This window comes from Pseudomonas sp. AOB-7, from assembly GCF_003696305.1.
GTDB lineage: Bacteria > Pseudomonadota > Gammaproteobacteria > Pseudomonadales > Pseudomonadaceae > Aquipseudomonas.
Genome location: NZ_RFFK01000006.1, coordinates 142,867 through 168,844, shown reverse-complemented (window position 1 = coordinate 168,844; position 25,978 = coordinate 142,867). Strand labels below are relative to the sequence as shown.

27 protein-coding genes are annotated in these 25,978 nt (G+C 68.7%); 17 read left to right on the top strand and 10 right to left on the bottom strand.

The genetic code is table 11. From position 1 onward, the window contains the following. Positions 1–15 precede the first annotated feature (15 nt). Together EA796_RS13755 and EA796_RS13750 are read right to left on the bottom strand one after the other, a co-directional pair. Positions 16–576: a response regulator transcription factor gene (locus tag EA796_RS13755; RefSeq protein WP_021443216.1), complete on the bottom strand. Its 561-nt coding sequence runs from the start codon at positions 574–576 to the stop codon at positions 16–18. 12 nt (positions 577–588) lie between these two features. Then, a complete protein-coding gene (locus tag EA796_RS13750) occupies positions 589–1,842 on the bottom strand; it encodes an ATP-binding protein (RefSeq protein ID WP_021443217.1) in 1,254 nt (417 codons plus the stop codon). A gap of 248 nt (positions 1,843–2,090) precedes the next feature. Here EA796_RS13750 and EA796_RS13745 point away from each other — a divergent pair, with 248 nt between their 5' ends. From EA796_RS13745 to EA796_RS13710, 8 genes are all read left to right on the top strand, one after another. Further along, the gene (locus EA796_RS13745) at positions 2,091–3,638 is read left to right on the top strand and encodes an ABC transporter ATP-binding protein (RefSeq protein ID WP_122109000.1); all 1,548 of its coding nucleotides are present in this window, start codon (positions 2,091–2,093) and stop codon (positions 3,636–3,638) included. 11 nt (positions 3,639–3,649) lie between these two features. Next, a complete protein-coding gene (locus tag EA796_RS13740; protein WP_122108999.1) occupies positions 3,650–4,747 on the top strand; it encodes an ABC transporter permease in 1,098 nt (365 codons plus the stop codon). Between the two features lie 17 nt (positions 4,748–4,764). Further along, positions 4,765–5,691 carry an ABC transporter permease gene (locus EA796_RS13735; protein ID WP_122108998.1) on the top strand — a complete coding sequence of 309 codons (927 nt, stop codon included), beginning with the start codon at positions 4,765–4,767 and terminating at the stop codon, positions 5,689–5,691. Between the two features lie 170 nt (positions 5,692–5,861). Further along, the gene (locus EA796_RS13730) at positions 5,862–7,217 is read left to right on the top strand and encodes an 8-oxoguanine deaminase (RefSeq protein ID WP_122108997.1); all 1,356 of its coding nucleotides are present in this window, start codon (positions 5,862–5,864) and stop codon (positions 7,215–7,217) included. 254 nt (positions 7,218–7,471) lie between these two features. Continuing rightward, positions 7,472–8,554, top strand: coding sequence for a BMP family ABC transporter substrate-binding protein (locus tag EA796_RS13725; RefSeq protein WP_122108996.1), 1,083 nt, complete (start codon positions 7,472–7,474; stop codon positions 8,552–8,554). Positions 8,555–8,703: 149 nt separating this feature from the next. After that, positions 8,704–9,654, top strand: a complete 951-nt coding sequence (locus EA796_RS13720) for a 2-oxoglutarate and iron-dependent oxygenase domain-containing protein (RefSeq protein WP_122108995.1) — start codon at positions 8,704–8,706, stop codon at positions 9,652–9,654. A gap of 190 nt (positions 9,655–9,844) precedes the next feature. Next, positions 9,845–10,792, top strand: coding sequence for an adenosine deaminase (locus EA796_RS13715; protein ID WP_122108994.1), 948 nt, complete (start codon positions 9,845–9,847; stop codon positions 10,790–10,792). Between the two features lie 72 nt (positions 10,793–10,864). Further along, positions 10,865–12,106, top strand: a complete 1,242-nt coding sequence (locus EA796_RS13710) for a TIGR03862 family flavoprotein (RefSeq protein WP_122108993.1) — start codon at positions 10,865–10,867, stop codon at positions 12,104–12,106. 188 nt (positions 12,107–12,294) lie between these two features. Here the strand turns inward: EA796_RS13710 and EA796_RS13705 are convergent, their stop codons facing one another. The 3 genes from EA796_RS13705 to EA796_RS13695 all read right to left on the bottom strand — a co-directional run bounded on the left by EA796_RS13705 (position 12,295) and on the right by EA796_RS13695 (position 14,861). Beyond that, positions 12,295–13,638, bottom strand: a complete 1,344-nt coding sequence (locus EA796_RS13705; protein WP_122108992.1) for a DEAD/DEAH box helicase — start codon at positions 13,636–13,638, stop codon at positions 12,295–12,297. 135 nt (positions 13,639–13,773) lie between these two features. After that, positions 13,774–14,373, bottom strand: a complete 600-nt coding sequence (locus tag EA796_RS13700) for a PolC-type DNA polymerase III (RefSeq protein WP_021443897.1) — start codon at positions 14,371–14,373, stop codon at positions 13,774–13,776. Between the two features lie 8 nt (positions 14,374–14,381). Next, complete coding sequence (locus EA796_RS13695) at positions 14,382–14,861, bottom strand: NYN domain-containing protein (RefSeq protein ID WP_021443898.1); 480 nt, start codon at positions 14,859–14,861, stop codon at positions 14,382–14,384. Between the two features lie 118 nt (positions 14,862–14,979). Between EA796_RS13695 and EA796_RS13690 the strand changes: the two genes are divergently transcribed. Then, a complete protein-coding gene (locus tag EA796_RS13690; RefSeq protein WP_122108991.1) occupies positions 14,980–15,645 on the top strand; it encodes a YciC family protein in 666 nt (221 codons plus the stop codon). Between the two features lie 33 nt (positions 15,646–15,678). Next, a complete protein-coding gene (locus tag EA796_RS13685; protein ID WP_021443900.1) occupies positions 15,679–16,113 on the top strand; it encodes a VOC family protein in 435 nt (144 codons plus the stop codon). A 17-nt stretch (positions 16,114–16,130) separates the two neighbouring features. Here the strand turns inward: EA796_RS13685 and EA796_RS13680 are convergent, their stop codons facing one another. Genes EA796_RS13680 through EA796_RS13670 form a run of 3 tightly spaced genes read right to left on the bottom strand, consistent with a single transcriptional unit; the run spans position 16,131 to position 17,433 of the window. Further along, the gene (locus EA796_RS13680) at positions 16,131–16,262 is read right to left on the bottom strand and encodes a hypothetical protein (protein WP_371921469.1); all 132 of its coding nucleotides are present in this window, start codon (positions 16,260–16,262) and stop codon (positions 16,131–16,133) included. 52 nt (positions 16,263–16,314) lie between these two features. After that, a complete protein-coding gene (locus EA796_RS13675) occupies positions 16,315–17,160 on the bottom strand; it encodes an SDR family oxidoreductase (protein WP_122108990.1) in 846 nt (281 codons plus the stop codon). Positions 17,161–17,193: 33 nt separating this feature from the next. Beyond that, positions 17,194–17,433, bottom strand: a complete 240-nt coding sequence (locus EA796_RS13670) for a CDGSH iron-sulfur domain-containing protein (RefSeq protein ID WP_122108989.1) — start codon at positions 17,431–17,433, stop codon at positions 17,194–17,196. A 91-nt stretch (positions 17,434–17,524) separates the two neighbouring features. On the opposite strand from EA796_RS13670, the gene EA796_RS13665 reads away from it, so the two are divergent. Together EA796_RS13665 and EA796_RS13660 are read left to right on the top strand one after the other, a co-directional pair. Further along, positions 17,525–18,604 carry an endonuclease/exonuclease/phosphatase family protein gene (locus EA796_RS13665; protein ID WP_122108988.1) on the top strand — a complete coding sequence of 360 codons (1,080 nt, stop codon included), beginning with the start codon at positions 17,525–17,527 and terminating at the stop codon, positions 18,602–18,604. Positions 18,605–18,705: 101 nt separating this feature from the next. Then, positions 18,706–19,449 (top strand): ABC transporter substrate-binding protein, encoded by a 744-nt coding sequence (locus EA796_RS13660; protein ID WP_122108987.1) that lies wholly within the window; start codon positions 18,706–18,708, stop codon positions 19,447–19,449. Between the two features lie 6 nt (positions 19,450–19,455). Here the strand turns inward: EA796_RS13660 and EA796_RS13655 are convergent, their stop codons facing one another. Continuing rightward, positions 19,456–20,280, bottom strand: a complete 825-nt coding sequence (locus EA796_RS13655) for a TlpA disulfide reductase family protein (RefSeq protein ID WP_122108986.1) — start codon at positions 20,278–20,280, stop codon at positions 19,456–19,458. A gap of 54 nt (positions 20,281–20,334) precedes the next feature. After that, positions 20,335–22,869 carry an ATP-dependent helicase HrpB gene (gene hrpB / locus EA796_RS13650; RefSeq protein ID WP_122108985.1) on the bottom strand — a complete coding sequence of 845 codons (2,535 nt, stop codon included), beginning with the start codon at positions 22,867–22,869 and terminating at the stop codon, positions 20,335–20,337. Between the two features lie 131 nt (positions 22,870–23,000). On the opposite strand from hrpB, the gene EA796_RS13645 reads away from it, so the two are divergent. The 5 genes from EA796_RS13645 (at position 23,001) to EA796_RS13625 (ending at position 25,943) form a co-directional block, all read left to right on the top strand. Then, positions 23,001–23,420: a polyribonucleotide nucleotidyltransferase gene (locus EA796_RS13645; RefSeq protein ID WP_122108984.1), complete on the top strand. Its 420-nt coding sequence runs from the start codon at positions 23,001–23,003 to the stop codon at positions 23,418–23,420. 7 nt (positions 23,421–23,427) lie between these two features. Then, complete coding sequence (locus tag EA796_RS13640) at positions 23,428–24,312, top strand: cation diffusion facilitator family transporter (RefSeq protein ID WP_122108983.1); 885 nt, start codon at positions 23,428–23,430, stop codon at positions 24,310–24,312. Positions 24,313–24,702: 390 nt separating this feature from the next. After that, entirely contained in the window at positions 24,703–25,182 is a 480-nt protein-coding gene (locus tag EA796_RS13635) for an Lrp/AsnC family transcriptional regulator (protein WP_021443909.1), read from the top strand. Between the two features lie 90 nt (positions 25,183–25,272). Continuing rightward, positions 25,273–25,491, top strand: a complete 219-nt coding sequence (locus tag EA796_RS13630; protein ID WP_003240295.1) for a DUF2788 domain-containing protein — start codon at positions 25,273–25,275, stop codon at positions 25,489–25,491. Positions 25,492–25,550: 59 nt separating this feature from the next. Further along, a complete protein-coding gene (locus EA796_RS13625; RefSeq protein WP_122108982.1) occupies positions 25,551–25,943 on the top strand; it encodes a globin in 393 nt (130 codons plus the stop codon). Positions 25,944–25,978: the final 35 nt, after the last annotated feature.

Sequence of the window (25,978 nt, the reverse complement as noted above, 5' to 3'; positions counted from 1 at the left end):
GCGTTTGACGCGCAGTCAGCGCCGTACCGGGCGCTTCTGCAACTTGCGCTGCAGGGTACGGCGGTGCATGCCGAGGGCGCGGGCGGTGGCGGAGATATTGCCTTCGTGCTCGGCCAACACGCGCTGGATATGCTCCCACTGCAGGCGATCCACCGACATCGGGTTTTCCGGCACCAGGCTGTCGAGGTCGGCGTGTTCGGAGAGCAGCGCGGTGAGCACGTCGTCGGCGTCGGCCGGCTTGCACAGGTAGTTGGCCGCGCCGCGCTTGATCGCCTCCACCGCGGTGGCGATGCTGGAGTAGCCGGTGAGGATCACCACGCGCATCTCCGGATCGAGCTCGAGCAGCTTGGGCAGCAGCACCAGGCCGGAGTCGCCTTCCATCTTCAGGTCGACCACGGCGTAGTCGGGCAGGTCTTCCCTGGCCAGGGCCAGGCCCTCGTCGGCATTGGCCGCGGTGGACACGCGCAGGCCGCGGCGGCTCATGGCGCGGGCCATGACGCGGGTGAAGGTGGGATCATCGTCCACCAGCAGCAGGTGCGGTTGCTCTTCGCCGTCGAACAGGGATTCGTCGCTCATGGTTTTTCCTTGTCAGGCCACGCCATAGGCTCGCGGCAACTTCAGTTCGGTGAGGGTGCCGCCTTCTTCATGGTTATACAACTTAACCGTGCCGCCGGCACGGGTCACGCTGGCCTGGCTGAGAAACAGGCCGAGGCCGAAGCCCTTGCCCTTGGTGGTGAAGAACGGCCGGCCGAGCTGCTCGGCGATCGCCAGCGGCACGCCGGCGCCATGGTCGCGGATGCTCAGACGCAGCCACTGGTGATCCCAGTCGAGGCGGATGTCGAGTTTGTCCGGGCAAGCGTCGGCGGCGTTGTTGAGCAGGTTGAGCAACGCCTGGGTCAGGTCGGCCGGCGGCATCAAGCGCGGCGGCGTGCCGCGGCCCAGGCACTGGTAGCGGTAGCTGGCCTCGGGGCGCATCAGGTGCCAGCGATTGAGGGTGGTTTCCAGCCACTCGACGCAGGACTGCTCGACCACCGCCTGGCGCCGGTCCGCCTCGGCGGCGCGCACCAGTTGCTGCAGGGTGTCCTTGCACAGCTTGACCTGTTCCTGCAGCAGCGCCAGGTCGTCCTGCAGCGCCGGCCTGTCGCGGTACTCCTGGCGCAGCTCCTTGAGCAGCACGCTCATGGTCGCCAGCGGCGTGCCCAGCTCGTGGGCGGCGCCGGCGGCCTGGGTGGCCACGGCCAGCAGTTGCTGGTCGCGCAGACTCTCCTCGCGGCGCTCGGCGCGCAGCTCGTCCTGGCGGCGCAGCTCCTCGGCCATCTTGGCGACGAAGAAGGTGATCAGCGCCGCGGACAGGGCGAAGCTCAGCCACATGCCGTAGACCAGCAGGCTCTCGCGCGCCGCCGGCAGCTCCAGCGGATGGGTCCACACTAGCAGCAGGGTGTAGCCGGCCAGCGCCAGGCCGGCGAGGACGATGGTGAACAGCCACGGCAAGGTCGCCGCGGCGATGGTCAGCGGCACCAGGTAATAGGAGACGAAGGGGTTGGTCGAGCCGCCGGTGTAATACAGCAGCACGCTGTGGATGATCAGGTCGCAGGCAAGCTGCACCGCGTATTCCAGCTCGGTGACCGGCCACGGGCCACGCAGCCGCAGGGCGGTGCCCAGGCACAGCAGCAGCGACACGCCGAGGGTCGCCGACAGCTCCAGCCAGGGCAGCGGCAGCATCCCCGACTTGTAGGCGAGCCCCACCGAACCGGCCTGGGCGGCCAGCACGAGGATACGGATCAGGGTCAGGCGCCAGAGGTTCTGGCGGCTGGCGGACAGCAACTGCACGGGTTCGAGCATGACAACTCCCTAGGTGCGCGGAGTATAACCAAGCCCGACGCGGCCTTCCGCCGCTGCGGCAACCGGCCGCATGCGGCGCCGCCGCGCCTGCTTCTGGTGCGTGCCGCCTGGTCGCGGCATGGCGGCGCACCAGCCCGGGGCGGCGCGCGCCGATAGGGCAATGGAGGCAACCCGCCGCCAGGCTTTTCTGACTCCATGGCCAGGTTTTTGCTTTGACTCCGCTCGCCTCCTATCGACGAGCGATTTCCATGTCCGCCCCACCCAATGCTCCACGCCTGCAGCTGACGGCCATCAGCAAGCAATACCCCGGCTGCCTGGCCAACGACCGTATCGACCTGACCATCGCCCCCGGTGAGATCCGCGCCCTGCTCGGCGAGAACGGTGCCGGCAAGAGCACCCTGATGAAGATCATCTACGGCGTCACTCAGCCCAGCAGCGGCGAGATTCGCTGGCAGGGCCAGGCCTTGAAGATGCGCGATCCGGCCATGGCGCGTGGCCTGGGCATCGGCATGGTGTTCCAGCATTTCTCCTTGTTCGAGACCCTGAGCGTGGCCGAGAACATCGCCCTGGCCATGGGCGCGGGCGCCGGGACGCCGAAGCAACTGGAGCCGAAAATTCGCGAGGTGTCGCAGCGCTACGGCATGGCGCTGGAGCCGACGCGCCTGGTACACAGCCTGTCCATCGGTGAGCGCCAGCGCGTGGAAATCGTCCGTTGCCTGATGCAGGACATCCAACTGCTGATCCTCGACGAGCCGACCTCGGTGCTCACCCCGCAGGAGGCCGACGAGCTGTTCGTCACCCTGCGCCGCCTGGCCGCCGAGGGCTGCAGCATCCTCTTTATCAGCCACAAGCTCGGCGAGGTACGCGCGCTATGCCACAGCGCCACGGTGCTGCGTGGCGGGCGGGTGTCCGGCCATTGCGTGCCGGCCGAGTGCAGCGATCTGGAGCTGGCGCGGCTGATGGTTGGCGATGCCGAGGGGCTGGAAAGCAGTTACCCGAAAGTCAGCGGTGGCCTGCCACGGCTGCGCGTCGATGATCTCAGCTGGCATAACCCCGACCCGTTCGGCTGCTCACTGGAGCGTATTCGCCTGGAGGTGCGCAGTGGCGAGATCGTCGGCATCGCCGGCGTGGCCGGCAATGGCCAGGACGAATTGCTCACCCTGCTCAGCGGCGAAACCCGCCTACCGCGTAGCGAACGCGAGCGAGTCAGCCTGGATGCCGCGCCGGTGGCCAATCTGCATCCCGATGCGCGGCGCGGGCTGGGTCTGGCCTTCGTGCCCGCCGAACGCCTCGGCCATGGCGCCGTGCCAGAGATGAGCCTGGTGGACAACGCCCTGCTCACCGCCTTCGGTCAGGGCCTGGTCAAGGGCGGCCTGGTGCAGCGCGGCAAGGTACGTGCGCTGGCCGAGCAGATCATCCAGCGCTTCGCGGTGAAGACGCCGGATGCCGACACGGCGGCGCGCAGCCTGTCCGGCGGCAACCTGCAGAAATTTATCCTCGGTCGAGAGATTCTGCAGAACCCGAAACTGCTGGTGGCCGCGCACCCGACCTGGGGCGTGGACGTCGGCGCGGCCGCGGCCATCCACCGCGCGCTGATCGCCCTGCGCGATGCCGGCGCGGCGATCCTGGTGATCTCCGAAGACCTCGACGAACTATTCCAGATCAGCGACCGCATCGGTGCGCTGTGCAGCGGGCGCCTGTCGCCGCTGGTCGACACCGCGCAGGTCAATATCGTGGAAGTCGGCCGCTGGATGGCCGGTGAATTCGATCAACCCGCCGCCGCTGCGGCCTGCTGACGGAGCCCGTCATGCTGTTATCCCTGCAACCGCGCGGCCAGGCGTCGCGCCCCATGCTCTGGCTGTCGCCGCTGCTGGCCGCCGTAATGACCCTGGTCAGCGGTGTGCTGCTGTTCACCCTGCTCGGCCATGACCCGCTGGAGACCCTACATACCCTGCTGATCGCCCCGGTCAGCGACTGGTATGGCGTGTCCGAACTACTGGTCAAGGCACTGCCGATCCTGCTCTGCGCCCTGGGCCTGGCGGTGGCCTACCAGGCGCGTATCTGGAACATCGGCGCCGAAGGCCAACTGTTGATCGGCGCACTCGCCGGCAGCGCCATGGCCCTGCAACTGATCGACTGGGACAGCCGCTGGGCGCTGGCCTGGGTGGTGCTGGCCGGCACCTGCGCGGGTGCGGCCTGGGCCGGGCTCACCGCCTGGCTGCGCACCCAGTTCAACGCCAACGAAATCCTCACCAGCATCATGCTCAACTACATCGCGCTGAACCTGCTGCTGTTCTTCGTGCATGGCCCGCTGAAGGACCCGGCCGGTTTCAACTTCCCCGAGTCGGCCATGTTCGGCGATGCCAGTCGCCTGCCGCTGGTCAGCGAGGACGGACGCCTGCACGGCGGCCTGTACCTGGCGCTGCTGGCCCTGGTGGCGGTGTGGGTGCTGCTGCACAAGAGCTTTCTCGGCTTCCAGATCAAGGTGCTGGGCCTGGACAGCCGCGCCGCCGGCTTCGTCGGCTTTCGCGAGAAGCGCCTGGTGTGGTTCGCCCTGCTGGTCAGCGGCGCCCTGGCCGGTCTGGCCGGCGTCGGCGAAGTGGCCGGCCCCATCGGTCAACTGGTTCCACAGGTCTCGCCCGGCTACGGCTACGCGGCGATCACCGTGGCCTTTCTGGGGCGCCTCAATCCGCTCGGCATCGTCGCTGCCAGCCTGCTGATGGCGCTGCTCTACCTGGGCGGGGAGAACGCCCAGATGAACCTCAACCTGCCGCAGGCGATCACCCAGCTGTTCCAGGGAATGATGCTGTTCTACCTGCTGGCCTGCGACGTGCTGATCCTCTACCGGCCCCGGCTGCAGTGGAAATGGGCACGCCGCGAAACGCTTGCCGAAGCCACCACCTGAACGCCAAGGAAATCCCCATGGATCTCGATCTGTTGACCAATATCTTCTACGCCATGGTGCGCACCGGCACGCCGCTGCTGCTGGTGGCCCTGGGCGAGCTGGTGTGCGAGAAAAGCGGCGTGCTCAACCTCGGCCAGGAAGGCATGATGCTGTTCGGCGCAGTGATCGGCTTTATCGTCGCCTTCAGCACCGGCAGCCTGTGGCTCGGCGTGTTGCTGGCCATTGCCGCCGGCATGCTGCTGTCGCTGCTGTTCGCTGCCGTGGCACTGGGCTTCAACGCCAACCAGGTGGCCACCGGCCTGGCCCTGACCATCTTCGGCGTCGGCCTGTCCACCTTCGTCGGCGCCGCCTGGGTCGGCAAGCCGCTGAGCGGCTTCGAGCCCATCGTCATTCCAATGCTGTCCGATATCCCGCTGATCGGGCGCATGCTGTTCGCCCAGGACGTGCTGATCTACCTGTCCTTCGCCCTGTTCGCGCTGGTGGCCTGGGTGCTGCTGAAAAGCCGTATCGGGCTGATCATCCAGGCCGTCGGCGAGAACCCGGACGCCGCCAGCGCCATGGGCCTGCCGGTGCTGCGCGTGCGCACCCTGGCGGTGCTGTTCGGCGGCGCCATGGCCGGCATGGCGGGCGGCTACCTGTCGCTGGCGTACACGCCGATGTGGGCGGAGAACATGACCGCGGGGCGTGGCTGGATCGCCCTGGCGCTGGTGGTGTTCGCCAGCTGGCGGGTGCTGCGCGTGCTGCTCGGTGCCTACCTGTTCGGCCTGGCCAGCATCCTCCACCTGGTAGCGCAGGGCATCGGCCTGTCGATCCCGTCGAACCTGCTGGCCATGCTGCCCTACGTCGCCACTATCCTGGTGCTGGTGCTGCTCTCGCGCGATGCGATCAAGACCCGGCTGTATGCACCGGTGTCGCTGGGCCAGCCGTGGCAGCCGGGGCATTGAGATGAATGACGGTGCGCGCGGCCGGCAGGGTGCGCCGCGCGCACCGGACATTGCCCCTGACCACAGAGTCAGCTATCGTGCGCAGCACGTCGATTCCGACGCACCTGGATCAGCAGACAGGGTCAACACTGAGCTGGCTTACCTGACATCAACCTCAGAGGAGCCTGCTCATGGCAGCTACCCGTATCTGGATCAAGAACCCTCTCGCCATCTTCACCGCCAACGACCTGGACGCTTCCGGCGGCCTGGTGATCGAGGGTGGCCGCATCACCGAAGTGCTCAGCAAAGGCCAGCAGCCGTCAACAGCCTGCGAGCAAACCTTCGATGCCCGCGAGCACGTAGTGCTGCCGGGCCTGATCAACACCCACCATCACTTCTACCAGACCCTCACCCGCGCCTGGGCGCCGGTGGTCAATCAGCCGCTGTTCCCCTGGCTGAAGACGCTCTACCCGGTCTGGGCGCGCCTGACGCCGGAGAAACTGGCCCTGGCCAGCAAGGTGGCGCTGGCCGAACTGTTGCTGTCCGGTTGCAGCACGGCTGCCGATCACCACTACCTGTTCCCCGGCGGCCTGGAGAATGCCATCGACGTGCAGGTCGAGGCGGTGCGCGAACTGGGTATGCGCGCCATGCTCACCCGCGGTTCGATGAGCCTGGGCGAAGCCGACGGTGGCCTGCCACCACAGCAGACGGTGCAGCAGGGCGAGGTGATCCTGGCCGACAGCCAGCGCCTGATCGGCCAGTACCACCAGCGCGGCGACGGCGCGCAGATCCAGATCGCCCTGGCGCCCTGCTCGCCCTTCTCGGTGACCCAGGCCATCATGCGCCAGAGCGCCGAACTGGCCGAAGAACTGGACGTGCGCCTGCACACCCACCTGGCCGAAACCCTCGACGAGGAAGACTTCTGCCTGCAACGCTTCGGCCTGCGCACCGTGGATTACCTGGACAGCGTCGGCTGGCTCGGCCCGCGCACCTGGCTGGCTCACGGCATCCACTTCAACCCTGACGAAATCGCCCGCCTCGGCGCCGCCGGCACCGGCATCTGCCATTGCCCCAGCTCCAACATGCGCCTGGCCTCGGGCATCTGCCCCAGTGTCGAGCTGGAGGCCGCCGGTGCGCCGCTAGGCCTGGGCGTCGACGGCTCGGCCTCCAACGATGCGTCGAACATGATCCTCGAGGCGCGCCAGGCGCTGTATATCCAGCGCCTGCGCTACGGCGCCGAGCAGATCACCCCGCACCGCGTGCTTGGCTGGGCCACGCGCGGTTCGGCACGCCTGCTCGGGCGCAGCGATATCGGCGAGCTGGCCGTCGGCAAGCAGGCCGACCTGGCGCTGTTCAAGCTCGACGAGCTGCGTTTTTCCGGCAGCCACGATCCACTCTCCGCGCTGCTGCTGTGCGGCGCCGACCGCGCCGACCGGATGATGATCGGCGGCACCTGGCGCGTCATCGACGGGCAGATCGAAGGGCTGGACGTGGCGCAGCTGATCGCCGATCACCGTCAGGCGGCGGGTGAGCTGATCAACGGCTGAGGACGACCCTCGGGGTGAGCCGTGCGCGCCGGTGAGCCAAGGTGCGCGCGGCGCACCCTACGGGCGAAAAACCGCATATCGCACCACAACGCAGCAGCTGCAACCGCTGCGCACCAAGACCGTTCCAGCCCGCTCAACCGCATCTGCATGAAATGGGGTCGCCACGGCTATCTGTCTTGTTGGTCAGCTTTTTGCAGTCAGGGGATCAGCCAACCAACGGCCATCCCGACACCAAGACTGGAGCTGCACCCACCATGCACAAGAAGAGCAAGAAACCGCTGCTGCGCACCCTCGTCGCCGCCCTGGGCTTTGGCGCCATGCTCGGCGCCTCGGCCGCCGACCCGCTGAAGGTCGGCTTCGTCTACATCGGCCCCATCGGCGACCACGGCTGGACCTACCAGCATGAGCAGGGCCGCCGGACGCTGATCAAGGAGCTGGGCGACAAGGTCAGCACCAGCTTCGTCGAGAACGTGCCGGAAGGCGCCGACGCCGAGCGGGTGATCCGCAACATGGCCAAGGGCGGCTACGACCTGATCTTCACCACTTCCTTCGGCTATATGAACCCGACGCTGAAGGTGGCCAAGCAATTTCCCAAGGTCACCTTCGAGCACGCTACCGGCTACAAGCAGGACAAGAACCTCGCCACCTACCTGTCGCGCTCCTACGAGGGGCGCTACGTCGGCGGCTTCCTCGCGGCGAAGATGACCAAGACCAAGAAGGTCGGCTACGTCGCCTCCTTCCCCATCCCCGAGGTGATCCGCGACATCAACGCCATCCAGCTGGCCCTGGACAAGTACAACCCGGGCACCGAGATCAAGGTGGTGTGGGTCAATACCTGGTTCGATCCGGGCAAGGAGTCCGACGCCGCCAACGCGCTGATCGACCAAGGCGTGGACGTGATCTTCCAGCACACCGACAGCCCGGCGCCGATCCAGACCGCCGAGCGGCGCGGCGTCTATTCCGTGGGTTATGCCTCGGACATGGCCCACTTCGGGCCCAAGGCGGTGCTCACCTCCATCGTCAACGACTGGGGCCCGCACTACGTTAAATCCACCCAAGCGGTGCTCGACGGCAACTGGCAGAGCCAGGACTTCTGGGGCGGCCTGGCCGAAGACACCATCGAGCTGCCGATCAGCGACCTGGTACCGGCCGAGGTGAAGAGCGAGGCCGAGCAGATCATCGCCGACATCCGCAGCGGCAAGTTCCATCCCTTCACCGGGCCGATCAAGGATCAGAGCGGCGCGGTGCGCATTGCCGACGGCGTGAGCGCGACCAACGCCGAGCTGGCCGCGATGAACTACTACGTGGAAAACCTGAAGGCCGAGTTGCCGAAGTAAGCGGCTGGCGGGTTTCACCCGCCGCCTTGCAACTACCGATGCCGTCCCTGTTTATCTCAGCAGAACCGCATCACCGTGGCGCCGATCTTCGGCGCCACGTACCGCTGCCCTGGGTACGAGAAGACTCGCAGCAACACCCCGGAGCTTTTATGCACAGCCTACCCCTTATCGATATCGCCCCTCTGTACAGCAACGACGCGTCGGCCTGGCCTGCCGTGGCCGAACAGATCGACCGCGCCTGCCGCGACTGGGGCTTCTTCTATATCGTCGGCCACCCCATCCGCGCCGAGCGCATCGACGCCCTGCTCAGTGCGGCGAAGCGCTTCTTCGCCCTGCCTGCCGACGACAAACTCAAGATCGATATCACCCAGACCGCCCACCACCGTGGTTACGGCGCCATCGCCACCGAGCAGCTCGACCCGAGCAAGCCGAGCGACCTGAAGGAAACCTTCGATATGGGTTTCCATATGCCGGTGGATCATCCGGATGTCGTGGCCGGCAAACCGCTGCGCGGGCCGAATCGCCACCCGGATCTGCCCGGCTGGGCCGCGCTGATGGAACAGCACTACGCCGACATGCAGGCGCTGGCCAAGACCCTGCTGCGCGCCATGGCCATGGCCCTGGACATCGCGCACGACTTCTTCGACGCGCGCTTCCATGAGCCGATCAGCGTGCTGCGCCTGATTCACTACCCGCCGCGCCACACCGCCAGCAGCAGTGACCAGCAAGGCGCCGGCGCGCACACCGATTACGGCTGCATCACCCTGCTCTACCAGGACGATGCCGGCGGCCTGCAGGTGCGTTCGCGCGATGGCCAGTGGATCGACGCGCCGCCGCTGGCCGGCAGCTTCGTGGTCAATATCGGCGACATGCTGGCGCGCTGGAGCAACGACCGTTACACCTCCACCCCGCACCGGGTGATCAGCCCGCTGGGGGTGGATCGCTACTCCATGCCCTTCTTCGCCGAGCCGCACCCGGACACCCTAATCGACTGCCTGCCGAACTGCTCCAGCGCGGACAACCCGCCCAAGTACCCGCCGGTGACCAGCGCCGCGTACCTGCTGTCGCGCTTCGCCGATACCTATGCCTATCGGCGTTAGGAGGCACAGGGCTGATTGCAGCGTAGGGTGGATGACGCTCTTTTCATCCACCGCTCGTGCAGCCGGAACGAACGTTGTGGTGGACATGAAAAGCGAAGTCCACCCTACGCAGCGGGCCATGCGGCACAGCGCGATCCTGTCCCAGCGGTTAAACTTGGCCGCACCGCAAGCCTGACGACGAGAACCGACCATGCCCGAATGGCTCAACGCCCTGCCCAAGGCCGAACTGCACCTGCACCTGGAGGGCTCGCTGGAGCCCGAGCTGCTGTTCGCCCTGGCCGAACGCAACCAGATCGCCCTGCCCTGGGCCGACGTCGAGACCCTGCGCGCGGCCTATGCCTTCAACAACCTGCAGGAATTTCTCGACCTGTATTACGCCGGCGCCAACGTGCTGCGCAGCGAGCAGGATTTCTACGACCTGACCTGGGCCTACCTGCAGCGCTGCAAGGCGCAGAACGTCATCCACGTCGAACCCTTCTTCGACCCGCAGACCCACACCGACCGCGGCATTCCCTTCGAGGTGGTGCTGCGCGGTATCCAGCAGGCGCTGCGCGACGGCGAGCAGCAACTGGGCATCAGCCATGGCCTGATCCTCAGCTTCCTGCGTCACCTGCCCGAGGAAGAAGCGTTCAAGACCCTGGAACAGGCCATGCCGTTCCGCGACGCCTTTATCGGCGTCGGCCTCGACAGTTCGGAAAAAGGCTTCCCGCCCCGGCTGTTCCAGCGGGTGTTCGCCAAGGCACGCAGCGAAGGCCTGCACGCGGTGGCGCATGCCGGCGAGGAAGGCCCGCCCGAATACATCTGGGAAGCGCTGGACCTGCTCAAGGTCAAGCGCATCGACCATGGCGTGCGCGCCAGCGAGGACGAACGGCTGATGCAGCGCCTTATCGACGAGCAGATCCCGCTGACCGTCTGTCCGCTGTCGAACATCAAGCTGTGCGTGTTCGAGCACATGGGCCAGCACAACATCCTCGAGATGCTCGAGCGCGGGGTGAAGGTGACAGTGAATTCGGACGATCCGGCCTACTTCGGCGGCTACGTCGGCGAGAACTTCGCCGCCCTGCACCAGCACCTGGGTATGACCGAGGCCCAAGCCCAGCGCCTGGCGCAGAACAGCCTGGACGCGCGCCTGGCCTGATGCCGCAGGGCTCCCCCCGAGCCCTGCCCCTTCCGCTAGAATGCGCCCTTTCCTCGCCCTGCCGGTCGCCGCATGTCCGTCATCCCCGCCCCCACCGCTCCCCTGGTCGCCATCGTCGGCGGCGGCCCCGCCGGCTTGATGGCCGCCGAGGTGCTGGCCCGCGCCGGGGTGCGCGTCGAGCTGTACGACGCCATGCCCTCGCTGGGCCGCAAGTTCCTCCTGGCCGGGGTCGGCGGCATGAATATCACCCACTCGGAACCGAAGGACACCTTTGTCGGCCGCTACGGCGAGCGTCAGCGGGAAGTCGCGGCGCTGCTGCAGGACTTCGACGCCGACGCCCTGCGCGCCTGGATTCACGGCCTGGGCATCGACACCTTCGTCGGCACCTCCGGGCGCGTGTTCCCCACCGACATGAAGGCCGCGCCGCTGCTGCGCGCCTGGCTGCGCCGCCTGCGCGAACTCGGTGTGACCCTGCACACCCGCACCCGCTGGCTGGGCTGGAACGACGACGGCAGCCTGCGCCTGGCCACTGCCGACGGCGAACGCCGGCTCGCGGCCGACGCCTGCCTGCTGGCCCTGGGCGGCGGCAGCTGGCCGCGACTGGGCTCCGACGGCGCCTGGACGACGCTGCTGCAGGCGCGCGGCATCGAGGTGGCGGCGCTGCAGCCGAGCAACTGCGGTTTCGAGGTCGCCGGCTGGAGCGAGCACCTGCGCGGCAAGTTCGCCGGCGCGCCCCTGAAGAACGTCGCCCTGAGCCTGCCCGGTGAGGACGCACGGATCGGCGAGTTCGTCCTCACCGAGGGCGGCGTCGAAGGCAGCCTGGTCTACGCCTTCTCTGCCGCCATTCGCCGCGCCATCGGGGCCGAGGGCCAGGCGGTGATCAGCCTCGACCTGCTGCCGCAGACGCCGCTGGCCAAGCTGCAGCAGGCGTTGGCCAGGCCGCGCGGCAAGCAGTCGATGGCCAAGCATCTGCAGCGCCAGGCCGGTCTGGACGGCGTCAAGGCCGCCCTGCTGCGCGAGCTGGCGCCGGCCGCCGCCTTCGCCGATCCGCCCGCCCTGGCGTCCTGGATCAAGGCGCTGCCGCTCACCCTGCTGCGCCCACGGCCGCTGGCCGAGGCGATCAGCAGCGCCGGCGGGGTACCCTTCGAGGCGCTCGATGACGGCCTGATGCTCAGGGCGCTGCCCGGGGTGTTCTGCGCCGGCGAAATGCTCGACTGGGAGGCGCCCACCGGCGGCTACCTGCTCACCGCCTGCTTCGCCAGCGGCCGGGTCGCGGCGCAGGGTGTGCTCGACTGGCTGAAGATCCCGCTGTAGAAGCCCGCTTGCGGACGATCCGCTTAGTGCGAGCACCGATCGCCCGCAAGCGGGCTGCTGCAAAACGATCGAGGCAGTTTGTAGCCCGGATGAAATCCGGGGCATATCGGCGCAACGCCCCGGATTGCATCCGGGCTACGGCTCTAGGTTTCTTGCGCCATGGCCGCGAGCGTTTCCAGTAAGCGCCCCTACTTCTTGCCACCCTTGGGCTTGCCGCCGAAGCTCGGCACCTTGCGCACCGCCTTGGCCTTGGGCTTGGCATCCTCTTCCTCGAACCAGCGGCCGAGGTGGATATTGCCCTTGCCGGCCGGCTTGGCCGCGCCGGGGATGAGTTTCTGCTTGGGCTTCTTCGGTTTTTTCAGCACCTGGCCGCCGACCGCCGTCAGCGGTACGCGGTGGTCGGGGATGAAATCAGGCTCGTCGACGCGCTTGATCAGCTGCTGGGTGAGGTTCTCGATGGCCGCCAGCTGCTCCACCTCGTCGGCGCACACCAGCGAGATCGCCTCGCCCGTGGCGCCGGCGCGACCGGTGCGACCGATGCGGTGCACGTAGTCCTCGGCGTTGATCGGCAGATCCAGGTTGACCACTAGCGGCAGGTCGTCGATATCCAGCCCGCGCGCGGCCACGTCGGTGGCCACCAGTACCTGCACCTCGCCGGCCTTGAAGCGCTCCAGCGCACGCAGGCGCGCCGGCTGCGGCTTGTCGCCGTGGATCGAGTCGGCGGCCACACCGATGGCCAGCAGCTCCTGTTCGAGCTGATCGACCCCCTTGCGCGTCTTGGCGAATACCAGCACCTGGCCCCAGCGTTTTTTCTGCAACAAGTGCAGAAACAGCTCGCCCTTGCGCTTCTTGTCCACCGGGATCAGCCACTGCTTGACGCTCTTGGCCGCGGCGTTGCGCGGGCTGACCTCGACCGACAGCGGGTCGCGCAGCAGCTCGCCGGCCATCTGCCGGATAACGTCGGAGAAGGTGGCGGAGAACAGCAGGGTCTGGCGCTTTTTCGGCAGGGCGCTGAACAGCTCGTCCAGCTCACGGGCAAAACCCAGGTCGAGCATGCGGTCGGCCTCGTCGAGCACCAGGCACTGCAGCTGGTTGAACCTGACCGCGTTCTGCCGGTACAGGTCGAGCAATCGCCCCGGCGTGGCCACCAGCACGTCGACGCCCTTGCGCAGCTTCATCATCTGCGGGTTGATGCTGACCCCGCCGTACACCGCGTAGCAGCTCAGCGGCAGGTGCTGGCCGTAGACCAGGAAGCTCTGCAGTACCTGCTCGGCCAGCTCGCGGGTCGGCGCCAGCACCAGCGCGCGCACCGAGTTGCTCGCCACCTGCGGGCCTTCCAGGGTCAGGCGCTGCAGCAGCGGCAGGGCGAAGCCGGCGGTCTTGCCGGTGCCGGTCTGCGCCGCGGCCATCAGGTCGCGGCCCTTGAGCACGGCGGGAATCGCCTGGCTCTGCACCGGGGTCGGGGTCTGGTAGTCGAGGCCGGCGAGGCTGCGCAGCAGCGGCTCGATCAGGCCGAGGGAGGCGAAGGTCATGGGGGGCAACCGGTCGAAAAGAAACAGGCGCGCAGTTTACCCGGTCTGCGCCCATGGCAGGGACGAAGCTGGTATTCACCTGGCCCGGATGCAATCCGGGGAGGTTGGCCGCAAAGCCATCCGGGCCACGACTCGCTAGCCGGCGGTCAGCAGCGCGCGCACCTTGGCCGCCGACAGCTTCTGCAACTGGCAGAGCAATGCGTGATCGGCCTGGTGCCGACCGTGACGGCGGCGCAACAGGTCGAACAGGTGCAGGGTCAGGTTGGCCGCCATCTCGGCATCGGCCAGGGCGCGGTGGGCGCGGCCGGTGTCCGGCAGCCCGGCCCAGCGGTTGAGGTTGCCCAGCTTGTGGCTCGGCGCCTCCGGCAGCAGCCGCCGCGACAGCAGCAGCGAGCAGGCGAACGGCTGTCGTCGGCGACGGCGGATGCGCGCCAGTTCGGCGTCCCAGAATTTCTGGTCGAAGGCGGCGTTGTGCGCCAGCAGCGGCCGCTCGCCGATAAAGTCGGCCACCTCGGCCATCACCTGGTCGGACGGCGGCGCCGCGCGCAGCATGGCGTTGCTGATGCCGGTGAGCTGCTCGATAAAGGGCGGCACCCAGGCGCCGCTGTTCATCAGGCTCTGGTAGCGGGCGACGATCTGCCCGCCCTCGATAATGGCCACGCCGATCTCGGTGGCACGGGCCTGGTCCGGCGACACGCCGGTGGTTTCGAAGTCGATGACGGCGATGGATTCCACGAATGTCCTCAATGACTCTTGAGCAGCAGGCTGCCCTCGATGGGCACGTAACGGCTGGCGGCGCGGATCAGCGATTGCGCGGTCAGCCCCGGCACGCCGTAGGCGATCGCCTCGGTGCCGCGCTGGCGCACGCGCTCGAGCAGCAGGTCGAAATCGCCGTCGCCGGAGGCCAGCACCACCACGTCGACCCGCTCGGCGGCGTCGAGCACGTCGATGCAGATGCCGACGTCCCAGTCGCCCTTGGCCGAGCCGTCGCTGCGCTGGATATAGGGTTTGAGCTTCACGGTGAAGCCGAGCTTGCGCAGGATCTGCTGGAACTGCTGCTGCTTGGCGTCGCCGCGCTCGATGGCATAGGCGTAGGCCTCGACTATCTGCCCCTGGCGGCTGACGTCGGCCCAGAAGGCGGCGTAGTCGAAATGGCAGCCATGGGCCTGGCGCACCGTGTAGTAGAGGTTCTGTACGTCGGCGAATACGGCGATCTTCTTCACCGGGCATCCTCGGTCGGCGGGCGGAAAGCCCTGCCAGTATGCCAGAGCATTGCCATCAGCGCGGAGCGCGCGGCGCCTCTGCTACAGTGCGGGTCTTCGCCTTTGCCGAGTTCTGCCGATGAATCCACTGCCGATCCTGCGCGATGCCTGGTTCTTCTTCAGCCACAACCTGGCGGCCATAGCCCGCCTGTGCCTGCCGCTGCTGCTGGCCGAGGCCATCGCCCAGGCGCTGCTGGCGGCTCAGCTCGGCGAAGGCGCCAACCCGGCCTACGGCATCCTCCTCGGCGTACTCTTCTATCCGCTCTACGCCGCGCAGCTGATCCTCATCCTCGACGCCCGCAGCAACGGCCGCGCAGCGACCGGCAACGAGCTGTTCGCCGCCGCCCTGCGCCTGTGGCCGGGGTTCGCCCTGCTGGCCGGGCTGAGCACCCTGGCGATCCTGCTCGGGCTGTCGCTGCTGGTGCTGCCGGGCATCTGGATCATGGTCAAGCTGGCCTTCGCCGAGCTGCTTCTGGTGCTGCGCGGGCAGCCGCCGATGAGCGCCCTGCGGGGCAGTTTCGAGTTGACCACTGGGCGCTTCTGGGAAGTGTTCAGCTGCCTGGCCGGCGTGCTGGTGCCGCTCTGGCTGCTCGACTGGTGGACCCTGCCGAGCCGCGACGACAGCCTGCTGTGGGTGCTGCAGCAGACGGCCAGCGGCTTCCTCCAGCTGTTCGCCCTGGTGGTGCTGTTCCGCCTGTTCATGCTGCTCGACCGGCAGCAGGCGCAACGGCAAAACAGCGACTAGGCTTGGCCGTCTCGCCAACCAAGGAGCCCCGTCATGAGCGACGCCAACCCCAGCATCCTGTCCCACGTATCCATCGGCACCAACCGTTTCGAGGCGGCCTGCGACTTCTACGCCAAGGTGCTGGCCACCCTCGGCTGCAAGGAAATCATGCGTCACCCCGGCGCCGTGGCCTTCGGCCGCGAGTACCCGGAGTTCTGGGTGCAGACGCCGATCGACGGTCAGCCGGCGACCCTCGGCAACGGCAGCCATTTCGGTTTCGTCGCCCCGGACAAGGCCGCGGTGCACGCCTTCCACCAGGCCGCACTGGCCGCCGGCGCCCGCGACGAGGGTCAGCCGGGGCCGCGCCCGGAGTATGGCGAACCCTATTACGGCTGCTTCGTGCGCGATCTCGACGGGCACAAGATCGAGGCCGCCTACTGGGACATGGACCTGGTTCAGCAGCTCTACGGCGAGCCGCATAACCACTAGCAGGGGCGCCGCCCCCGTTACTGGCGCGCCGCCACCGGCTGGTAGCGCAGCGCGGTGCGGCGCGACAGCTCCGCCAGCAGGTCGATATCCAGGCCCTGCAGCTCGCCGCTTGCGCCCTGCATGCGAAACGGCGGCCACAGGTCGGTCATCACTCGCAGCGGCGCGTCCTCGGCCCGGCACAGCGGCGCCAGCAGAAACGCATCAGCCCCGCCCCGAACCCTGCGGTTTGAGCCCGGACAGCCGCGGCAGCAGCACCCGCTCGAACAGTCGCGGGAAGAAGCGCGCCAGCACCCGCGCGCGCCAGTCGACGTTGGACAGCACCAGCAGGCGCCGGCGCCTCAGGGCGCCGTGGTAGATGGCCTCGGCGACGTCCTGCGGCGAGGCCACCTTGCCCATCGCCAGCGGCGGCTGGGCGGCCACCGAACCGTCGCCGACCAGGGCGTTCTTGCGCAGGTCGGTGGCGGTGAAGCCGGGACACACCAGCATGACGTTGACCCCCGAGCCCTTGAGCTCGTAGCGCAGGGTCTCGAACAGGCCGTGCAGGGCGTGCTTGCTGGCGTTGTAGGCGCTGCGGTAGAGCAGCGGGGCGATGCCCGACAGCGAACTGAGCACGATGATCTGCCCACCGCGGGCGATCAGGCTGGGCAGCGCCGCCTGGGTGCAATGCAGCGCGCCGAAGTAGTTGACCGCCATGACCCGCTGGAACACCTCCAGGCTGGTGTCGGCGAAGGTGCTGCGGTGGGTGATGCCGGCGTTGTTGACCAGCACGTCGATGCCGCCGAAACGCTCGATGGCCAGGGCTACCGCGCGCTGCACCGCGGCGGCGTCGGCGACGTCGCAGAGCAGGCCGAGGGCCTCGGCGTTGTGGTGATCGGCCAGGTGCTGCACCAGGCTGTCGAGCGCCGCCTGCTGCAGATCGAAAATCACCAGGCGCGCACCGGCCTGGGCCATGCGCACGGCCAGGGCGCGGCCGATGCCGGCGCAGCCGCCGGTGATCAGCACCACCTTGCGGTCGAACACCTTGTTGGCGAATACCTTGCGATACATGCACTGCCCCCCACAAGCCAAGCCTGGCCGACACTACAACCTGTTATGGCTGCCATCGCAACAGGGCGGCGTGGCCGTGTGCTTGCAGCCACAGAAAAACAGGGTGTCGGTCTGCTCGGCATGGTACTTCAACGGCGTCAGTCCGCTGCCCTTGTGGCTGCCGTCGCAGAACGGCTGGCTGGCGCTGCGCCCGCAACGGCACCAGAAGTAATCCTGCCCGGCCTGAACCTCGACCGCATAGGGGCCGCGCTGGGCAATCAGCGGCTCGTTCATCGCACCCTCCCGGCAGGACGGCGCCACGCCTGGGCCGATGGGCCGCAGTCGGGTATCCTCGCCTCCTTCCAGCATAGCCGTCCGCGTCGCCATGTCCCTGCCCCGCCCGCTTCGCCTGCTGCTCGCCCTGGTGGTGCTGCTCGGCCTGTCCCTCGCCCTGGTCCATGCGCTGAGCTGGCGCCCGGCGCCGCGCGAGCCGGCGCCGCTGGCCTGCAGCGGCCAGGTGGCGCAGCTGCAGCCGGGGCAGGCGCTCAAGGTGATGACCTGGAACCTGCAGTACCTGGCCGGCAAGGGTCATGTGTTCTGGTACGACCTGCCCGGCGGCGACGGCCCCGACGACCGGCCCAGCGCCGCGGATCTGGCCAGCACCCTCGACGAGGTGGTGCGGGTGCTGCGCGACGAGCAGCCGGATGTCGTCCTGCTGCAGGAGCTGCACGACGGCGCCCGGGCCAGCGACCATCAGGATCAACTGGCCCTGCTGCAAGCGCGCCTGGCCGACCTCTACCCCTGCGCCAGCCAGGCCTTCTACTGGCAGGCCGGCTTCGTCCCGCACCCGCGCATCCTCGGCAGCGTCGGCATGAAGCTGGCCACCCTCAGCCGCTTCCGGATCGCCCGCGCCGAGCGCCTGCAACTGCCGCAGCGGCCCGGCAACCCGCTGACGCGCCCGTTGCAGCCCAAGCCCGCGCTGCTGGTCAGCCATCTGCCGATCCGCGGCGGCGGCGAGCTGGTGACGCTCAACGGCCATTTCGATGCCTTCGCCCAGGACGACGACACCCAGGCGCGCCAGCTGAGCATGACCGACGGCCTGCTGCGCCAGCTGCAGGCCGCGGGCACGCCCTGGGTGCTCGGCGGCGACTTCGACCTGCTGCCGCCCGGCCAGTTGCCGGACGCTGAGCGCAGCCGCTACGCCAGCGACAACCGCCTGCAGGAGCTGGCCGCGCGCTACCCGCTGATCCCCAGCCTGGATCAGGCGGCTGGCGGCGAGCAGGCGCGCTGGTACACCCACTACCCCAACGACCCGGCCGCCAGCGGCCCTGACCGCACCCTCGACTACCTGCTGCACAGCCCTCGGCTGACCCCGCTGAGCAGCACGGTGCGCCAGCACGACACGCTGCACATCTCCGATCATCTGCCGCTGATCGGCCGCTTCTTTCTGCCCAGCCTCGACTAATCTGCGAAGGACAGGGGCTGGACAAGCGCCACCGCGGTTGGCCATGCTGGTCGCGTGACACTTTTATAACGACAAGACGGCGCCGAGCCGCGTACTCCCAAATGCCAAGATGCTGCTGCCTTCTGCTCGCCGCCCTGCTGTGGCTGCCGAGCCTTGCCGCCACGGCCGAGATCGACGCGCTGCGCCAGGTCAGCGTCGGCTATTACGAATTCCCGCCCTACTCCTACACCGACGCCCAGGGCCGCCCCAGCGGCGCCATCCTCGAACTCAGCGCACGCCTGCTGCGCCACGCCGGCTACCAGGCGCATTTCCGCTCCTACCCCGGTGCGCGCCTGTACAGCGGCCTGCGTGACGGCAGCGTGCAGCTGTGGCCCGGCGCCCCGGGCAAAGCGGAGCTGGTCGGGCACACCCTGGAGGCCCGCCACCGCCTCGGCGAGATCACCCTCAACCTGTATTTCCGCCGCGACACGCCGCTGCCGCGCCTGCCCGACGATCTCAAGGACAGCGGGGTGATCCTGATCAGCGGCTACAGCTACTGGCAGGAGGTCAACCAGTGGCTCGCCGACCCGGCGCTGGGCATAGTGGAACACCGCACCGCCAGCCACACCGCCGCCCTGGAGATGCTGCAGCGCCGCCGCGGCGACTACCTGCTGGACTACCAGACCCCGGTGGAGCAGGCGCGCCGGCGCCTGGGCATGGGCGAGCTGCCCTTCGTCCAGCTGCAGCGCCTGCCGCTGAAGCTGATCGTCTCGCGCCATGTCCCCGGCGCCGAGGCGCTGCGCGATGCCCTCGACCGCGCCTACGAGGAACTGCGCGCCGCCGGCGAAGACCTGCAGTTGCCCTGAGCCGTGTCAGCGCGGCTCGGGGCTCTCGCCGTCTCGGAGCAGCGTCAGCGCATGGGCCAGGCTGGCCGCGGACAGTTCGCCGAGATGGCTGCCCAGCTGACGCCCGTCAGCGGCATAGAACAGCGTGCTGGGCAAGGCGCGCGAGCCGACCTGCTCGCCCAGGCGATTGCCGGCGTCGAGCAGCACGTTGCCCAGCCCTGGCGCCTCGGCGTCGAGAAAGGCCGCCACCTGCGCGGCGGACTCGCCCTGATTGACGAACAGAAAGGTCATCCCCGGCTCGTCGCGCTGCGCGGCGGCCAGCACCGGCATCTCGCGCCGACAGGGCGGGCACCAGCTGGCCCAGAGGTTGACCACCAGCGGCTTGCCGGCGAACTCCTGCAGATTGACCGCACGTCCCTGCAGATCCTGCAGGGCCAGATCGGGTAGCCGGGTGCCCTGCTGCAGGGCCTGCAGCACCGCGCTGCCGCCCAGCCAGCAGGCCAGGCCCAGCGCCATGGCCGTCGCCAACGGCCGGCGCAGACGCGCGTCGCGCCACAGGTACCAGGCGCCCAGGGCCAGCGCGGCGAGCAGCCCCGGCCAGGCGAGAAAGCCGCCGTCGCGGATATCCAGCACCCGCCACGGCGCCGCACGGTAGAGCTCGGCGTAGACCAGCACGAAGGCCAGCCGGGCCACCAGCAGCCCCAGCAGCAACAGGCGAAACAGCTGCCGCTCCGGGTTGCAGCCCTGGCGCCGGCCACTCCACCAACCCGCCAGGGGCGCCAGCAGCAGGCTGCCGAGCAACAGCAGATGGTTGGTGACCAGGGCCAATGGGCCGATATCGAGGGTCAGCATGGCAACTCCGCAGGCAGAAGACAGCGGCTGGGACAGCCCCCGGCCGCCGCAGGTTCACTTGCGCGGCTTGGCCCGCGCGGTGGGTTCGGCGATCAGCGGGTCGTCCGGCCAGTAATGCTTGGGATACCTGCCCTTCAGATCCTTCTTCACCTCCAAGTAGGTATTGGCCCAGAAGCTGGCCAGGTCCTGGGTCACCTGCACCGGCCGCCGCGCCGGCGACAGCAGGTGCAGCTTGAGCCCCAGGCGGCCGCCGGCTATGCGCGGGGTGGCGGCCAGGCCGAACAGCTCCTGCAGGCGCACGGCCAGCACCGGCGGCTGTTCCCTGTAGTCGATGGCGATGCGCGAGCCGGACGGCACCGTCAGCGCCCGCGGCGCCAGCTCGTCGAGACGCTGCGGCAGCGGCCAGGGCAGCAGGGTCTGCAGGATCGAAGGCAGGTCGAGGCTGGCGAAGTGGCTGAGGCGATTGACCTTGCTCAAGTAAGGCGTCAGCCACTGCTCGAGGCTGGCCAGCAGCGCGGCGTCGGACAGGTCCGGCCAATCGCTCTGCCCCTGCTGCCGCATATCCAGTTCGCGCAGCAGCGCCACCCGCGCCTGCCATTGGCGCAGCTCCGCCGTCCAGGGCAGCAGCTCCAGGCCCTTGCGCCGCACCAGGCCGACCAGCGCCCGGCAGCGCGCCTCCTCGTCCAGCGCGGCCAGCGCCTGGCGCTGCAGCACCAGCTCGCCGACCTTGCGCTGACGCTCGGCGCGCAGCACGCCTTCGCGCTCGTCCCAGTCGAGCACGTCCAGCGTCTCGACCTGCTCGGCCAGCTCGCACTCGAACAACGCCGGGTCGAGGTCGGCGGCGAGATAGATGCGCTCCTCGCGCTGGCCCTGGCGACTGCCCAGGTCGGCCACCACCAGCCATTCGTGCTTCATCAGCGCGTCCGCCTCGGCGAACTGAGCCGCGCGGCGGTTGGCCAGGCGATAGTCGGCGCCGCCAGCGCGGCGCTGCTGGGCGATGCGATCGGGGTAGGCGAAGGCCAGCAGGCAGCCGAGCCAGCGCGGGTGTTCGGGCTCGCTGACCGCCTGGGTCACCGGCCGGCCCCTGAGCAGGCCCTGGAACTGCCGCGCCAGTTGCCGGGCACGCTGCACCCCAGCTTGCGCCGAGCGCGCCGCGCGGCTGTCGCCACCGAGCAGGGCCAGGCGACTGTGCAGATCGGCGCCGCCGCCGCGGAGGATATCGCGCTCGGACAACAGCGCCGCCAGGTCGCAGGCCAGCGCGCCGAGGCCCAGCGCCTGGCCGCGCAGCAACAGGTGGGCGAGACGCGGATGCGCCGGCAGCTCGGCCATGGCCTGGCCGTGGGCGTTGAGCGCGCCACGCGCATCCAGCGCGCCGAGGCGGCCGAGCAGCTCCAGCGCCTGGGCGTAGGCGGCCGGCGGCGGTGCGTCGAGCCAGCTCAGCTCCTGCGGCGTCACGCCCCAGCGCAGCAGCTGCAGGGCCAGCCCGGCCAGATCCGCCTGAAGAATCTCCGCCGCGGAATAGGCGCTGAGCTGTTCGTGCTGGTGCTCCGACCACAGCCGGTAGCAGGCGCCCGGCTGCAGGCGCCCGGCCCGACCGGCGCGCTGGGTGGCCGAGGCGCGCGAGATGCGCTGGGTATCGAGGCGGGTCATGCCGCTGGCCGGATCGAAACGCGGCACCCGCGCCAGGCCGGCGTCGACCACCACGCGCACGCCGTCGATGGTCAGGCTGGTCTCGGCGATATTGGTGGCCAGCACCACCTTGCGCGTGCCGGGCGGCGCCGGCTCGATGGCGGCGCGCTGGGCGGACAGGTCCAGCTCGCCGTGCAGCGGGCAGAGCCGGATGTCGCCCTGCCCGGCCAGGGCCTCGCCCAGCTGCTCGGCAACGCGGCGTATCTCGGCCTGGCCGGGGAGGAACACCAGCAGACTGCCCGGCTCGTCGGCCAGCGCCTGCAGCACGGTTTGCACCACCCGCGGCTCGATCCACTCGCCCGGCGGCGATGGCGCGCCCCAGCGGATATCCACCGGGAACATGCGGCCCTCGCTGCGCAGCACCGGCGCCTCACCGAGCAACGCCGCCAGGCGCTGCCCTTCCAGGGTGGCGGACATCAGCAGCAGCTTGAGCGGCGGCGCACCGCTGTCCACGCCACGAAACATGGCACGGCCATTGAGGCACAGCGCCAGGGCCAGGTCGGCGTCCAGGCTGCGCTCGTGGAACTCGTCAAAGATCACCAGGCCGACGCCGTCCAGCGCCGGATCGTCCTGCAGGCGGCGGGCGAGGATGCCCTCGGTGACCACCTCGATACGGGTGTTCGGCCCGATCCTGCTGTCCAGGCGGATGCGGTAGCCGACGGTCTCGCCGACCCGCTCGCCCAGTTCGCTGGCCAGGCGCTCGGCGGCGGCTCGGGCGGCCAGGCGCCGCGGTTCGAGCATAAGGATCGACTGGCCCGCCAGCCAGGCCTGGTCCAGCAGCGCCAGCGGCACGCGGGTGGTCTTGCCGGCGCCGGGCGGCGCCTCCAGTACGGCTTCGTCACGGGCGGCCAGGGCCTCGCGCAGGGCCGGCAGCAGGGCATCGATGGGCAGGGCGTTCATGGGCTCTCCACGGCAGGCCGGCGATTATAGCGGCGAACTGCCAACAGGCTCGCGGGTCAGAGAGATCGGACAGCAGTTTTGCAATCACCGCCTTGCTATAGTTGCGCCACTTTTCTCCCTGGAGGTGCTCGATGCGCACGCAATCCCGCGTTATCGCCGGCGTTCTCGCCGTCGCCCTGTTCACCCAGCTGACCGCCTGCGGCACCCTGTTCTACCCGGACCGCCGCGGCCAGATCGAAGGCAAGATCGACCCGGCGGTCGCCGCCATGGACGCCATCGGCATCCTGTTCTTCGTCATTCCCGGGCTGATCGCCTTCGCCATCGACTTCGCCACCGGCGCCATCTACCTGCCCGGCGGCCAGACCGCCCAGCTCGACCCGCAGCAGCTCAAGCAACTGGTGGATGCCGAGGGCAAGCTCGACCAGGCCGGCCTCAAGGCGCTGATCGAGCGCAGCACCGGTCACCGACTGCCGCTGGACGACCCGCGCCTGATCCGCCACAGCGGCAGCGCCCAGCAACTGGCCGCCTTCGGCCTGCGCCCGGCGGCCTGAACCACTCATGCAGATCCAGCGCCAGCATGCCCGGCTGATGCGCCTGGCCACCGCCGCGGCGCTGGCGGTGGCGTTGAGCCTGGTGCTGGCCAAGGCGATCGCCTGGTGGCTGAGCGGCTCGGTCAGTCTGCTGGCCGGCCTCACCGACTCGCTGCTCGATAGCGCCGCCTCGCTGATCAACCTGGTGGCGGTGCACTTCGCCCTGCAGCCGGCCGACGAGGATCACCGCTACGGCCACGGCAAGGCCGAAGCCCTGGCCGGCCTCGGCCAGTCGCTGTTCATCGGCATCAGCGCCGTGCTGGTGGGGATTCAGGGCGTGCAGCGCCTGCTAGCGCCGCAGCCGCTGGCGGCCGAGGGCCTGGGCATCGCGGTGATGCTGCTGTCGCTGGCGCTGACCGTCGCCCTGCTGCTGTTCCAGCGCCACGTGGTGCGCGAGACCGGCTCCACCGCGATCCACGCCGACTCGCTGCACTACCGCTCGGACATCCTGCTCAACGGCAGCATCCTGCTGGCCCTGCTGCTGGCCAGTCTCGGCTGGCAGCGGGGCGATGCGCTGTTCGCCGTCGGCATCGCCGGCTACATCCTGTGGAGCGCCGTCAGCATCCTCCGCGAAGCGGTGGCGGTGCTGATGGATCAGGAACTGGCCCCGGAGATCAGCACGCGTATGCACCTGCTGGCCTGCAGCGTGCCCGGCGTGCTCGGTGCCCACGACCTGCGCACGCGCATCTCCGGCACCCGCTGGTTCGTCCAGCTGCACCTGGAACTGCCCGGCGAGATCAGCCTGTCCCAGGCCCACGCCCACTGCGTGGCGGTGGAGGCGGCGATCCGCAGCGAATTCCCGCGCGCCGAGGTGCTGGTGCACGCCGACCCGCCGGAACTGGTCGAGCGCTGAGGCGGCCGCTCGCGGCCAGAGCCGATGAGCGGCTGGTGCGCGGCGCACCCTACGAACCCGACTCGCCGTCTACGCGACCAATAAAAAAGGGGCCTTGCGGCCCCCTCGGGGAATCTGTCCGGTGCTGGCGGTGTTGTCGCCGCTTTCGTCGCCCGCCTGGTTGGGCAGTGCGGACCCGGGTGCCGGTGCGATCCGGTGGGATCGCCGGCGCCGGCTCGCCTGGTTGGGCGAGGCCGGTGGGACTTGTCGTCCGGGCCGTGAAACTGAAAGAAAGCTTACGCCCGCAGCGCCGAAGAAAGATTGCGAACATTGCTCACAAACCTGTTACTTGCGCAATTTTTAACTAAGCGCGCATGATTAAAAGCAATCCAATCAGATAGCGAGCCAAAAGTGGACAAACTCGACCGCTACGACCTCAACATTCTCGCCGAATTGCAGCGCGACGCCGGCCTGTCCAACCAGGAGCTGGCCGAACGCATCGGCCTGTCGCCCTCGCCCTGCTCGCGGCGGGTCAAGCAGCTGGAGGACGACGGCTACATCCTCGGCCAGGTCGCCCTGCTCGATCGCAAGAAGCTCGGCCTGAGCCTGACCGCCTACGTGCTGATCGGCATGGACCGCCACACCCCGGAGCGTTTCGAGCATTTCCAGGAACAGATCCGCAAGTGCCCGGAGGTGCTCGAATGCTGCCTGGTCACCGGGATGGACGCCGACTACCAGCTCAAGGTGGTGGTGCCGGACATGGATCACTACCAGAAGCTGCTGCTCGGCACCCTGACCCGCATCGACGGCGTCTCCAGCGTGCGCTCCAGCTTCGTCCTGCAGCAGATCCTCTCCAGCACCCAGCTGCCGCTGCAGCACCTGCGCGACTGAAGGTCGCAGGCCCGGCGCGGAAATGCCGCAGGGCGGATCGGGGCGCGTATAATCTGCGCCCCGCGTTTGCCTTCCGAACCACGAGGCCCCATGGAAACCGAACAATTCGAAGCCCTGATGATGTACGTGCTGGTCGGCGGGCTGATGCTGTTCATGTTCTTCATCATCTGGGACCTGGCGAAGAAGTCCAAGGCCGGCCGCCTGGGTACCGCCATCCTGTTCCTCGGCCTGGGCCTGTGCCTGTTCGCCTTCCTCGCCAAGCCGATCATCACCTACATCATCGAGACCGCCCGCGGCATTCACGGCTGAGGCCGACCACGGCACGGACGAGCCAGGCGCAAGCGCGCCGCCACTGACAAGGAGTTTGCATGAGCGCCGCCAACCTGGTGATGCAGAGCTATGGACGCTGCTGCGCCAGCCCCGCTTTCTTCGACGATTTCTACCGCCACTTCCTCGCCAGCTCGCCGCTGATCCGCGAGAAATTCGCCAACACCGACATGAGCGGGCAGAAGCAGCTGCTGCGCCAGGGCATCGTCAACCTGGTGATGCACGCCCGCGGCCTGCCCGATACCAAGCTGCGCGCCCTCGGCGAATCGCACTCGCGCCAGCGCCTGGACATCCGCCCCGAACTCTACGACCTGTGGCTCGACGCGCTGCTGCTGAGCATCAGCGCGCACGACAAGGCGTGCGATGCGGATACTCGCCAGGCCTGGCGCGAGGTGCTGAACCAGGGCATCGCGGTAATCAAGGCGGGCTACTGAGGGCCAGCGTGTATGGCGGACATGCCGGAGGCTTG